At 63.9% G+C, this 13,274-nt stretch carries 9 protein-coding genes; all 9 read left to right on the top strand.

The window, feature by feature from the left end; translation table 11 throughout:
• The 9 genes from APY03_RS16505 (at position 1) to zwf (ending at position 13,272) form a co-directional block, all read left to right on the top strand.
• A complete protein-coding gene (locus APY03_RS16505) occupies positions 1 to 858 on the top strand; it encodes a cytochrome c3 family protein (RefSeq protein WP_068678267.1) in 858 nt (285 codons plus the stop codon).
• Between the two features lie 507 nt (positions 859 to 1,365).
• Positions 1,366 to 1,878 carry a hypothetical protein gene (locus APY03_RS16510; protein ID WP_068678268.1) on the top strand — a complete coding sequence of 171 codons (513 nt, stop codon included), beginning with the start codon at positions 1,366 to 1,368 and terminating at the stop codon, positions 1,876 to 1,878.
• A gap of 225 nt (positions 1,879 to 2,103) precedes the next feature.
• Positions 2,104 to 3,138 carry an alcohol dehydrogenase AdhP gene (adhP, locus tag APY03_RS16515; protein ID WP_068678269.1) on the top strand — a complete coding sequence of 345 codons (1,035 nt, stop codon included), beginning with the start codon at positions 2,104 to 2,106 and terminating at the stop codon, positions 3,136 to 3,138.
• 255 nt (positions 3,139 to 3,393) lie between these two features.
• Entirely contained in the window at positions 3,394 to 3,915 is a 522-nt protein-coding gene (locus tag APY03_RS43890; RefSeq protein ID WP_232324298.1) for a four-helix bundle copper-binding protein, read from the top strand.
• Positions 3,912 to 5,804, top strand: a complete 1,893-nt coding sequence (locus APY03_RS16525) for a copper resistance system multicopper oxidase (protein ID WP_068678293.1) — start codon at positions 3,912 to 3,914, stop codon at positions 5,802 to 5,804. Before APY03_RS43890 ends, APY03_RS16525 begins: the two co-directional genes overlap by 4 nt.
• On the top strand, positions 5,801 to 6,568 hold the full coding sequence (locus APY03_RS16530; RefSeq protein WP_068678270.1) for a copper resistance protein B: 768 nt from the start codon (positions 5,801 to 5,803) through the stop codon (positions 6,566 to 6,568). The genes APY03_RS16525 and APY03_RS16530 overlap by 4 nt, the downstream gene beginning before the upstream one ends.
• Before the next feature lie 207 nt (positions 6,569 to 6,775).
• Positions 6,776 to 10,693, top strand: coding sequence for a GH36-type glycosyl hydrolase domain-containing protein (locus APY03_RS16535; protein WP_232324299.1), 3,918 nt, complete (start codon positions 6,776 to 6,778; stop codon positions 10,691 to 10,693).
• Between the two features lie 55 nt (positions 10,694 to 10,748).
• On the top strand, positions 10,749 to 11,783 hold the full coding sequence (gene gnd / locus APY03_RS16540; protein WP_068678272.1) for a phosphogluconate dehydrogenase (NAD(+)-dependent, decarboxylating): 1,035 nt from the start codon (positions 10,749 to 10,751) through the stop codon (positions 11,781 to 11,783).
• 82 nt (positions 11,784 to 11,865) lie between these two features.
• Positions 11,866 to 13,272, top strand: a complete 1,407-nt coding sequence (gene zwf / locus APY03_RS16545; RefSeq protein ID WP_068678273.1) for a glucose-6-phosphate dehydrogenase — start codon at positions 11,866 to 11,868, stop codon at positions 13,270 to 13,272.
• Positions 13,273 to 13,274: the final 2 nt, after the last annotated feature.

Here is a 13,274-nt window from a genome sequence, read left to right on the forward strand (position 1 = left end):
ATGAGCAAAGCAAAACTCATCATCGCAGCGCTTACAGCCATCGTCGCGATTGGCGTCAGCGTTGACTGGACCAAGAGCGACTCAAAAACACGCACCTTGTGGCAACAAGCCGTAGCGCCGGGGATGCTGTCGCAGTCGCACACATTTCTCTCAAACAACTGTGCCGCCTGCCACACGCCAGTGAAGGGTGTCGAGCCCAAGCTTTGCATCGCGTGCCACGCCGACAATACGGCGCTGTTGCAACGTCAGCCCACGGTGTTTCATGCGAACGTTCAGGTTTGCATCGGCTGTCATGTGGAGCACCAAGGAACGGCGCGGATGCCAACGACCATGGATCATGCTCTGCTTGCCAGAACTGGACACCGGGATATGAAAGCCGCCGGGCCGGACGTGGGACCGAGTGCCCCTGACGTTGAAGCGGTGGCCAACCTGTTGAATCGGCTGCCGCGCCAAGAGGCGAAGACGCCGCCGCCGGCCGCCCCTTACGCCGAGGTAAAGCAGCCGGATAAGCCTACGTTGCCCCTCAACCATCCGCGTCTCGGTGCCGACGAGTCGATGCTCAATTGCGTCAGCTGCCACGCGACCAAGGATCGTCATCAGGGTTTCTTCGGCACCGATTGCGTGCAATGCCACGCGACGACCCAGTGGACTATCGCCGAATTTCTCCATCCGTCGGCGCGCTCGACCGAGTGCGCACAGTGTCATAAACCGCCGCCGAGCCACAACATGATGCACTTCTCGATGATGTCGGCCCCGCTCGCGAAACAACCGAATGCCAAAGTGAATCAGTGCTTCCTATGTCACCAAACAACCGTTTGGAACGACATCAAGGGCTTGGGTTGGAAAAAAGTCCACTGAACTGAGCCCATGTGGAACCGATGACCATGCACGAAGAGATCGATAAGGGCACGGGCCTCAAGCGCACGGGCGCAAAGGGCCGGTTCAGCCTCAAGGGCCGCAGTGTCGCGGTCAAGTGCAAAGAGGCGCTGGTAAGCACGGCGATGAGATGCGGTGGAGTGCTCGGCACTTGGCAGCGGACATCCCACGATTCCTCCGACGCGCTGGACAACTGGACGAACGTCGTCCAAGGCATAGCTTCCACGCACTGCACGGACCTTCGGCGGTGTTCATGGCGGCCTTGGGGTGTTTGCAGATACCCCCGTAGCCGTTCGTCGGGTTCGGTGGTCGCCAAGGAGGGGTAGTGCATCCGGTTACGTCAGAGACCTCGGCCAACAACAAGCCATCCGTTCGGTAGCGTACAGACAATGAAAGGGACTGCGCCTACAAGTAAATGCTCGGTGGACCTCGTCCAAGTAATGGGGTTCCTTCTCGAAACATGAACTTATTGAACGCTGAAAGACCACCATGAAAACCGCAATACTTGCTGCCGCAATCGTCTCCTGTGCCGCCTTGTCAGCACCCATCGCATCAGCGCAGGAAAAGCCCGCGCCCGCCAAACCCGCAATGAACATGGACATGGGAAAACCGGCCCAGGAAAAGCCCGCGCCCGCCACGCCAGCGATGAGCATGGACATGGAAAAACAAGGGCCCCAGATGCAGGCGAACATGGAAAAAATGCAGCAGCAGATGGAAAAAATCGGGACCACTACCGATCCGAAGAATCGTCAGAAGCTGATGCAGGAGCACATGCAGACCATGCAGGAAACTATGAAGATGATGCGCGGCATGGGTAGCCCGACGATGAAGGGAGGAGGCGATCCCGGCGGAATGGCGATGGGCGACAAGAAAGCGAGCATGCAAGACGGCGACATGAAGAAGCGCCAGGAAATGACGGATACGCGCATGGACATGATGCAGATGATGATGGAGCAGATGATGAAACGCGATGAGGCCATGAAGCCGATGCCCCACATGTAGTCGAAAAATTTGCGGCGCAGTGCGCAGCAAAGGAGATGAAATCATGTATCAGCGGCGTATTGCATACCTCGGCGAGCTCTCCAGCATGGGCATCCAGGAGTTCGTGAACAAAAAACTGGTTCGCGTCGCTTCGATCGACGCGCCGGCATAGGCGTCGTTTGCGGATCGCTCGACGGAGCGATATCGACTGATCCACTGATCCCATCCTGAAATGAGGAGTTGCACATGGAACGCAAGATGCAAGCCGCCATTGTCGAGCAGTTCGGAAAACCCTTGGTGCTTCGGGAATGGGACATCCCCTCTCCCGGGGCGGGCCAGATCCTGGTCAAGACCGAGGCCTGTGGCGTGTGCCACACCGATCTCCACGCCGCGCGCGGCGACTGGCCGGTGAAGCCCACACTCCCGTTCATTCCTGGCCATGAGGGCATCGGGCTCGTCGCAGCCGTCGGATCCGGCGTGAACAGCGTGAGGGAGGGCGACCGCGTCGGCGTGCCGTGGCTCTACTCGGCCTGTGGTCACTGCGAGTATTGCCTGGCGGCCTGGGAGACCGTGTGTGCCCAGGCACAGTTCGGCGGCTACACCAAGAACGGCGGTTTTGCCGAGTACATTCTCGCCGACCCGAACTACGTCGCTCATGTGCCTTCCGGCCTTGCGGCGAAGGATGCCGCACCGATCATCTGCGCCGGCATCACCACCTACAAGGGGATCAAGGAGACCGCAGCGAAGCCTGGCGAATGGATCGCCATCTCCGGCGTCGGCGGCCTCGGTCATCTGGCGATCCAGTATGCCAAGGTCATGGGACTCCACGTCTGCGCGGTTGACATCGATGACGGCAAGCTCGCCCACGCCAAGCTCCTCGGCGCCGATGTCATGATCAATGCCAAAGCGGGCGACCCGGCAGCCGCGGTGAAGAAGGAGACCGGCGGCGGAGCTCATGGGGTTCTGATCACGGCGCCCTCGCTCGCCGCATTCAAGCAGGGCGTCGGCATGACCCGCAAGCGCGGCACCTGCGTCCTGGTAGGGCTTCCGCCGGGCGAATTTCCGGTTCCGCTCTTCGACGTGGTGGCGAACTGCATTACCGTGCGCGGTTCATTCGTAGGTACGCGCCGCGATATGGCCGAAGCGCTCGCATTTGCCGCCGAGGGCAAGGTCAAGGCCGATATTGAGCTGCAGCCTCTGTCGGAGATCAACCGAATCTTCGAGAGGCTGGAGCATGGCGATGTACCGTCACGCGTGGTCCTCGAATTCGCAAGCGGCTGACACGAACAATCGCTTGCGTCGTGGGGGAAGTGCGATCCGCAGCCTTTCTGTGACCGACAGCGGACAGACGCACGCGAGCCGTCACGGTCGCCCGCAAAACCGACGGTGTTGCGGAGGTCGTCGACCAAGCAGGGGTTCGGTCCCGGCCACGGGTGCGAAATGATGGGCAGGGAAATTGGATCGCGTGAAAGCAAAGAGCCGTCCAATGAAGGAAAGCGCCAGTAGGTTCCAGGTTCACAGGAAACGGAATGAAACATGAATCTCAGCTCGCCACTTGAATTATTTGATATGAACCGGGAGCCGCGGGTGGCGCGCCGCCGCCTCATCGAGACGGTGTTCGCGGTCACTGCGGGTGGAGGTCTCCAGCTGCTAGCTTCGGTCGACGCGCTTGCCGCAGAGCCGAAGCCAGGACCGCAGACAGCGGCGGGAACGCCTTCCGTTTCACAGCAAAGCAGCAAGGAGTCACCTATGCAAGACGCCATCAAAGCGTGCCTCGACTGTCACAGCATGTGCCTGCGAATGGCGATGGGCTACTGCCTCGAGCGGGGCGGGCGCCACGTGGAGCAGAAACACCTTCGCCTGATGCTCAACTGTGCCGAGCTCTGTCAGACGTCGGCCAACTTCATGCTGAGCGATTCGCCATTGCACGGCCGCGTCTGCCTGATCTGCGCCGAAGCATGCGAGGCATGCGCCAAGAGCTGCGAGCAGGTGGGAGATATGCGCGAGTGTGTCGAGGAATGCCAGCGCTGCGCCAAGAGCTGCAGGACGATGACATGAATCCGCGCCGGCGCTTCCTAAGGGCCAGCGCGGCTGCGGGAGCAGGGACGGCGCTCCACGCGTTGTCCCCAAGTTACACCTGGGCCGCTGCGGATCGCACATTGCCTCTACAGGAAAGCTCCGGCACGGTGTCCAACCTCGTGATCGCCAAAGGCAGGCTCGATATCGATGGGCACAGCGCCACGCCAACCGTGGTCAACGGTTTGCTGCCCGGTCCCGTGTTGCGTTTTCGCGAGGGCGAGACCGCGACCATCCGGGTGACCAACCAGTTGGAGGAGACGAGCTCGATCCACTGGCACGGGCTTCTTGTCCCGCCGGATATGGATGGCGTCCCGGGGGTGAGCTTCCCCGGCATTCGACCCGGCGAGACCTTCACCTATCAATACAAGTTGCGCCAGAGCGGCACGTACTGGTATCACAGCCATTCAGGCAATCAGGAGCAGGCGGGCCTGTACGGCCCGTTCATCATCGACCCCGCCACACGCGACCCGTTCGCATACGACAGCGAATGCGTCGTGATGCTGTCCGACTGGACCTTCGAGGATCCAGCGCGCGTGCTGGCGAAGATGAAAAAGTTCGGTTCGTACTACAACTACAACCGGCGCACGATGGCCGATGTTTTTCGCGATGCATCCCGCAATGGCTGGCGCGCCACGATTGCGGACCGCATGGAATGGGCAAAGATGCGGATGGATCCGACCGACATCGCGGACGTGACCGGTTCCACCTACACGTACTTGCTCAACGGGCAGGCGGCAAATCAAAACTGGACCGCGCTCTTCAAGCCAGGCGAGCGCATCCGCATGCGCTTCATCAACGCGGGTGCGATGACGCATTTCGATGTTCGTATTCCGGGCTTGGAGATGACGCTCGTGCAGGCGGATGGTCAGAACGTCGAACCGGTCGCGGTTGAGGAGTTCAGGATCGCTCCGGCCGAAAGTTACGACGTGATCGTGCAGCCGCGTGCCGCAGAGGCGTACACCATTTTCGCCGAGGCGATGGATCGCAGTGGTTACGCAGCCGGCACGCTTGCGCTTCGCTCCGGGCTGCGCGCACCAATCCCCGAGCGCCGCGTGCGTCCCCTTCGGACCATGGCCGACATGGGCATGTCCGGCGATGCGATGGGAGCTATGTCCATGCCCGCTAGCGGCGGCAGGCCCGCGTCGGACGCGATGCCCGGCATGGCAATGCCAGCGGACGCCGCGCCTGCGAAGCCCAAGATGGACGCGATGCCCGGCATGGCGATGCCAGCGGACACCGCGCCTGCGAAGCCCAAGATGGACGCGATGCCCGGCATGGCGATGCCAGCGGGCACCGCGCCGGCAAAGGCCACGACAAAGCAGGCCGAGCCGCACGGGCCAGACCGCCACGGACCGGGCAATTCCACGATCGCCGAAATGCCCGCCAGCCGGGTGAACGATCCAGGCACCGGACTCGGAGATGCTGGTCGGCGAGTGCTCGTCTACAGCGATTTGCGGCGGTTGTCGACGGGAGGACGGGAAGGTGTGCCCGAGCGCGAGATCGAGTTGCACCTTACCGGCAATATGGAGCGGCAGATATGGGGATTCGATGGAAAAAAATACTCCGAGGCCGAAGAGCCGATCCCGTTCGACTACGGCGAGCGGCTTCGCGTCACCTTTGTGAACGATACGATGATGGATCACCCGATGCACCTGCATGGAATGTGGATGGTGCTGGAGAACGGCGCGGGCGCGAAGCGGCCGTTGAAGCACACCATCAATGTGAAAGCCGGTGAACGTCTCTCGTTTGATGTCGAGCCCGACGAGCTCGGCAAGTGGGCCTTCCATTGCCATCTGCTCTTTCATATGGAACTCGGCATGCTGCGTGTGGTCTCGGTCGTCGATCCGAAAGCGAAGGGGCGAACATGAAGCGCTCGTCGAACACCAAACGCGCGCTACGCCATGCGGGCGTCTTGCTGTCGTGCACGATGTTGCCGCTCGCCGAGGCCCAGACACTTCCCCCGCCCATCGAGGACAGCCCGATCCGCAGTTACTTCTTGTTCGACCAATTCGAGCACACTACGGCGCGTTTCGCCGGCGGCGGCAAAGGCAGCGATGCGCTGCGCTTCAATACGCTGGGGTGGATCGGCGGAGACTACAACCGGCTTTGGATCTACACCGAAGGCACGAAGCCCTACAACGGCAAGATGGAGGATTTGGATGTACAGCTGCTCTACGGTCGCCTGGTTGCCCCCTTCTGGGATCTGCAAGCGGGGGTGCGCTACTTCAAGCCAAGATCGGATGGCCCATCGAGAACCTACGCAGTCTTCGGAGTGCAGGGGCTCGCACCTTATCGGTTCGGGGTTCAGGCGGCGGCCTTCGTCAGTGAACGCGGCGAGGTATCCGGTCGGGCTGAACTCGAGTATGAACTCCTGCTGACCCAGCGCTGGATCTTGCAGCCTCGCTTCGCAACCAATATCGCAGTTCAGGAAGTGAGAGAAATGGGCATCGGGCGCGGCGTGAACGACGTTGAACTCGGGCTGCGCCTGCGCTATGAGATCAAGCGCGAGTTTGCCCCTTATATCGGTGTGTCCTGGCAGAAACGCTTCGGCGGCGCGGCGAAGTTCGCACGGGAACGGGGTGAAGACGTGAGCGGATGGCGCGTGGTCGCGGGCGTTCGGGTGTGGTTCTAGAACACCATCGGACTTGACAGCAAGCAAGGAAAGTTGATCGAGGAAGATAGGCTCGAATCCCATGTCAGTCTTGCATTCAGCCCGCGCCGATTTGGTTGATTGCAACCGGATGAGGTGCGCATGAGGCGCGACGCAGAAAAGGACCGAGTAACGCGCCGCGCATTCCGCCGAAGCTCCAGTTTGGTTGTTTGTTTGCTTGGCTCACTTATGAATAGCGTTAATCGGAATGCGCCGTTACGGATTGCAGGCGGCCAGGACACGCTGGTACCGCAAGTGCAGTTGCTGTCGAACGGCAGCTACCACGTGATGCTCACGAGCGCCGGAGGCGGCTACAGTCGCTGGAAGAACCTCGCGGTCACGCGCTGGCGCGAAGACGCTACCTGTGACAACTGGGGCGCCTTTTGCTACATCGGCGATGTTACCAACGGGGATGTCTGGTCGACCACCCATCAGCCGACACTGCGGCGAGCGGACACCTACGAGGTGGCGTTCGCGCCGGGGCATGCGGTCTTCGACCGCAGCGACCACGCCGTCCGGACGCAGACCGAGATCGCCGTCGCGCCGGAAGATGACGTCGAATTGCGCCGGGTCCGCGTCACCAACGGCTCTTCAATACGCACGGTGCTCGAAATCACGAGTTACGCCGAGATCGTGCTCGCACCGCCTGCCGCCGACGCGGCACATCCGGCGTTCAGCAAACTGTTCGTTGAAAGCGAAATCCTGCGCGAGCGCCAGGCGATCCTGTGCACCCGCCGTCCGCGCGCTCCCGACGAGCCGACGCCGTGGATGTTTCACCTTCTGACCGCGCCCGAGCCGGCACGGGGAGAAGTTTCTTACGAGACGGACCGCATGCGTTTCATCGGTCGTGGCCGCAGCACGGCCGATCCGCAGGCGTTGGATGACGACATGGCATTGTCGGGGAGCGCGGGCGCCGTGCTCGATGCGGTGGTCGCGATCCGCTGTCGCATCGCGCTCTATCCCGGCCAAGCGGCCAGCGTCGATTTGATCACCGGCATCGGCCCGACGCGTGAGAAGTGCCTTGGACTGGTCGCGAAATATCAGCATCGGCAGATGGCGGATCGCGTGCTCGCCGCGGCGCCGGCGCAGGGCCAGGCGGTGCTGAGCCGGCTGCATGCCAGCGAAACCGATGCGCGACTCTATGCGCGCTTAGCCGGTTCCGTCATCTACGCCAACGCTTCGCTGCGCGCCCCGCCGAGCATTCTCGGCCAGAACCGTGAGGGCCAGTCCGCCCTGTGGGGCTACGCGATTTCCGGCGATCTGCCGATCGTGCTGCTGCGCATCTCAGACCCAGCGAACATCGATCTGGCGCGCCAACTCGCACAGGCCCACGCGTACTGGCGCCTGCACGGATTGGCTGTGGATCTCGTGATCCTCTGCGAGGGGGAAGCTAGTGACCAGCCCGCCCTGCACGAACAAATCACGAAGCTGATCGCTGCTGGCGGCGACGCCGGCCGCATTGATCAGCCCGGCGGGTTCTTCGTGCGCCCCGCCGACAAGATGCCCGAAGGGGACTGCGTTCTTCTGCGAACGGTTGCCCGCGTCGTCATCAGCGACGCCGACGGGCCGCTGGCGCAGCAGCTCGAACGGCGCTGCGCAACGCCGATTTCGAGCCCCCCGTCGGCCACCGCGCGTCGCGGTGCCCGCGCAACCCGGGCACCCACCAAGCTGCCGGACGAGCCAGCTGAGCGCGACCTGCTCTTCTACAACGGGATGGGCGGCTTCACTCCGGATGGACGCGAGTACGTCATCACAACCCGGCCCGGACAGATGACGCCTGCGCCGTGGGTGAACGTGCTGGCGAATCCGTCGTTCGGCACCCTGGTCTCGGAGAGCGGCAGCGCCACTACCTGGAGCGAGAACGCGCACGAATTCCGTCGCACGCCGTGGTCGAACGACCCGGTCGGCGATGCAAACACCGAGGCGTATTACATCCGCGACGAGGCCAGCGGCCACTACTGGTCGCCCACGCTGTTGCCGAGGGGCGGCGCAGCGCCGTATGTGACACGGCACGGCTTCGGCTACAGCGTGTTCGAGCACGACGAGAACAGCATCGACTCCGAACTCGTCGTCTACGTGGCAAAGGATGAGCCGGTCAAGTTCGCGGTGTTGACGCTGCGCAATCGGTCGGGCCGCGCACGCTGGCTTTCCGTCACCGGCTACCTGGAATGGGTGCTCGGCGACGAGGCCACAAAAACGCGACTGCACGTGAGCACCGAAGCTGATGTGGGCAGCGGCGCACTGTTCGCGCGCAATCCTTACAACACGCAATTCGCCGGGCGCGCCGCCTTTTTCGTGGCCGACGATGTAGCGGGCTGGAGCTTTTGCGGCGATCGCGCAGAATTCCTCGGACGCAATGGAACGCTACGCGATCCCGCCGCGATGTCGCAAGTGCAGCTTTCCGGCACCGTCGGTGCCGCGCTCGATCCGTGCGCTGCGATCCGGATCCCATTCGAGTTGGCCGATGGGCAGACGCGCGAGATCGCTTTCCGCCTCGGCGCCGGAGCCAGCATCGAGGAGGCACGTCGACTCGTGCAGCGCTGGCAGGGGTCGTCGGCGGCGCATGAAGCACTCGCTGCTGTGAAGAAGCACTGGCAACACACGCTCGGCGCGGTGCAGGTTGAAACGCCGAACCGCTCTCTCGACATACTGACCAACGGTTGGCTCGTGTACCAGATCCTCGCGTGCCGGATGTGGGCGCGCACCGCGTTCTACCAATCGAGCGGCGCGTTCGGTTTCCGCGATCAACTGCAGGACGCGATGGCACTTGTCCACGCCACCCCGGAGCTGGTGCGCGAGCACCTGCTGCATTGCGCGTCGCGCCAGTTTCCCGAAGGCGATGTCCAGCACTGGTGGCACCCACCTTCGGGAAGCGGCGTGCGCACGCGTTGTTCGGACGACTACCTGTGGCTGCCCCTGGCGACGTGTCGCTACGTCGGGGCCACCGGCGACGCGCTAGTGCTCGATGAGCCGGTCCATTTCCTGGACGGCCGAGCCCTCAAGGACGAGGAAGAGTCGGCCTACGATCTTCCCAGGCGGTCCGACCAAGTGGCTAGCCTGTACGACCACTGCGTGCGCGCGGTCGAGCACGGTCTGCGTTGTGGAACTCACGGCTTGCCGCTGATGGGTTCGGGCGACTGGAACGAAGGCATGAACCTCGTCGGCGCCGGCGGCAAGGGCGAGAGCGTCTGGCTCGGCTTCTTTCTGTATGCCGTGCTGGCGCAATTCGGCGAACTCGCGCGGGGCCGCGGCGATGCGCCGTTCGCCGAACGCTGCGGGGGCGAATCGATCCGGCTGCGCGACGCCATCGAACAACACGCTTGGGATGGCGCCTGGTACCGCCGCGCCTGGTTCGACGACGGCTCGCCGCTGGGTACCGCGGAAAGCGCCGAATGCCGGATCGATTCGATCGCGCAGAGCTGGGCGGTGTTGTCCGGAGCGGGCAATGCGCAGCGCGCTCGCGAGGCCATGAATGCTGTCGATACGCAACTCGTCCGCCGGGACGCCGCGCTGATCCGATTGCTCGATCCGCCTTTCGACCACTCCGAACCCAGCCCGGGCTACATACAAGGGTACGTGCGAGGGGTGCGCGAAAATGGCGGGCAGTACACACACGCTGCGGTCTGGGCAGCGATGGCATTCGCGGCACTCGGCGATGCCAAGCGCGCGTGGGAACTGTTCAGCCTGCTCGATCCAGTCAATCACACGAATTCGCCCGATTCGATCGCGGTCTACAAGACGGAGCCTTACGTGCTGGCAGGCGACGTCTATGCGCTCGCGCCGCACACCGGCCGCGGCGGCTGGGCGTGGTACACGGGCTCGGCCGGCTGGATGTACCGGTTCATCCTGGAGTCCCTGCTGGGCTTGAGGCTCGACGCCGACAAACTGCATGTTTCCCCGTGCCTGCCCGCCGACTGGAATTCATTCCAGGTCCATTACCGTTATCGGCAGACCATCTACCACATCACAGTGCTGCAAACGTCCGCTGCGAATGGCGAGCCGAGGCTGACGGTCGATGGCGTTCTGCTGCCCGGCCAAGCCATCCCTCTGGTTGACGATCGCCGGGAACACTTGGTCGAGGTGCGAATACCACCTGCACAAGGTTGACGCCGCTCGAACACCCGCGGCCCGAAGGACTGGACTGAAAGACTGGAGCATCGCAATGCAGATCGGCATGATCGGACTCGGACGCATGGGAGCCAACATGACACGCCGGCTGATGCGCGCAGGCCATGACTGCGTCGTTTACGCCGCGCACCCCGCCAGCGTCGAGCGGCTCACCGCGCAGGGCGCCACCGGCTCGGCGTCGCTGCAGCAGTTGGTCACGATGCTGTCGCGGCCGCGGGCGATCTGGTTGATGGTGCCGGCGGCGGTCGTCGACCAGACGATTGGCGATCTCTTGCCGCTTCTCGACGCCGGCGACATCGTCGTCGACGGCGGCAATTCCTATTACCGTGACGACATTCGGCGCGGCGCCGAGTTGCGGGCATCCGGCATCCACTACCTCGATGTCGGAACAAGCGGCGGCGTCGCCGGCCTCGATCGCGGTTACTGCCTGATGATCGGCGGCGAGGACGCGGTCGTGCAGCACCTGGCGCCGGTGTTCGCGACACTGGCCCCCGGCGTCGGTGCCGCCGCACCGACGCCGGGCCGCAGCCGCAACGGCAGCAGCGCGGAACAGGGCTATCTGCACTGCGGTCCGCACGGCGCCGGCCACTTTGTCAAGATGGTGCACAACGGCATCGAGTACGGGGTCATGGCGGCATACGCCGAAGGGCTGAGCATCCTGCGCAACGCCAATGTCGGCAAGCGCGCAGGCGCCGTCGATGCAGAGACGACGCCGCTGCGCAACCCCGAGCTGTACCAGTACGAAATGGACTTGCCCGAGATCGCCGAGGTCTGGCGGCGCGGCAGCGTGATCGGCTCGTGGCTGCTCGACTTGACCGCCACCGCGCTCGCCGCCGATCCTGTGCTCGCGGGCTTCCACGGCCGCGTCTCCGATTCCGGCGAAGGACGCTGGACGATCCAGGCAGCCATCGACGAAGCGGTGCCGGCGCCGGTGCTGAGCGCCGCGCTGTATGCCCGTTTCAGTTCGCGCGGAGAATCGGACTTCGCCAACCGCGTGCTGTCGGCGATGCGGCGACAATTCGGCGGCCATGTCGAAAAGGCCGCCGGCGAACCGAAGGCGGAGGCTTAGGTGAAAAGGCCGCCACGCTCTCTTCGTTCGCTGCCCCCGAGAGGTCGCTCAATGCCCTTCGGGCGGCCGTGCGGGCACTGAAATGCACGACGACCCTGCCCGAGCCATTGCGCCGTCCGACGCGCTGGTGCTGTTCGGCGTCACCGGAGACCTGGCCTACAAGAAGATTTTTCCGGCGCTCTACGCGACGTGCAAGCGCTGCGCGCTGAAGGTGCCGGTGATCGGCGTCGCCTCGTCGGCTTGGAGCATCGAGCAACTGCGCGCACGGGCAAAGGAAAGCGTCGAGAGCACCGCTGTCGCGGACGACCCGATCGCGCTCGACCGGTTGCTGTCCGTGCTGCACTACGTGGGCGGCGATTACAACGATGCCGGCACGTTCGAAGCGCTCAAGCAGGCCCTCGGCGGAGCAAGGCGCCCGGCGCACTACCTCGCCATTCCGCCAGCGCTGTTTCCGACCGTCATCAGGGGACTTGGCACGGCGGGCCTGGCCGCGCAGGCGCGTGTCATCGTCGAGAAGCCGTTCGGCCGCGACCTCGCGTCGGCGCGCGAGCTCAACCGCGTCGCGCTCGAAGTGTTTGCCGACAACGCGATCTTCCGCATCGATCACTTTCTCGGCAAGGAAGCGGTCATGAACATCCTCTACTTCCGCTTCGCCAATTCGTTCCTCGAACCGATCTGGAACCGCAACTGCGTGGCGAGCGTGCAGATCACGCTGGCCGAAGAGTTCGGCGTGCAGGGCCGCGGTGCCTTCTACGAGAGCGCTGGCTGCCTGCGCGACGTGGTGCAAAACCACCTGTTCCAGATCGTCGCGCTGCTCGCGATGGAACCGCCGGCGCGGCGCGGCTTTGCGGCCGTGCATGCCGGGAAGGCCAATGTCTTCCAAGCGATGCGGCCGCTGCACCCAGCCGATATCGTGCGTGGCCAGTACACCGGCTATCGCAAAGAGCCGCGGGTCGCGAAGGACTCGGATGTCGAGACCTACGCCGCGCTGCGGCTGCACATCGACTCCTGGCGCTGGGAAGGCGTGCCGTGGTACCTGCGCTCGGGGAAGTGTCTGCCCGAGACGGCGTGCGAGGTGCTGGTGCGGCTCAAGCCGCCGCCGCAGCGGTTGTTCGCGGACTCGGTGGCGACGAGCGCGGACGCCAACTATCTGCGCTTCCACCTTTCGCCGCGTTCGACCATCGCGCTGGCCGCCCGCGTCAAGCGCGCCGGCAAGGGGTTTGTCGGCGACCAGCAGGAGCTTTGTCTGGTGGAAGAGGAAGCCAGTGAAGAGGCCCCTTACGAGAGGCTGCTCGGCGATGCGATGGCCGGCGACAACGCGCTGTTCGCCCGCGAAGACGCGGTCGAGGCGGCCTGGACTGTTGTCGAGCCGGTGCTCGCCGAGCATCCCCGCGCCACCTCCTACCCGCCCGGCAGTTGGGGTCCGCCCGAGGCGGACCGCCTGATCGCGGCCGATGGTGGCTGGCGCAACCCCGAAGCGGCGAGGTGACG

This window comes from Variovorax sp. WDL1 (assembly GCF_001541225.1).
Taxonomy (GTDB): domain Bacteria; phylum Pseudomonadota; class Gammaproteobacteria; order Burkholderiales; family Burkholderiaceae_C; genus Variovorax.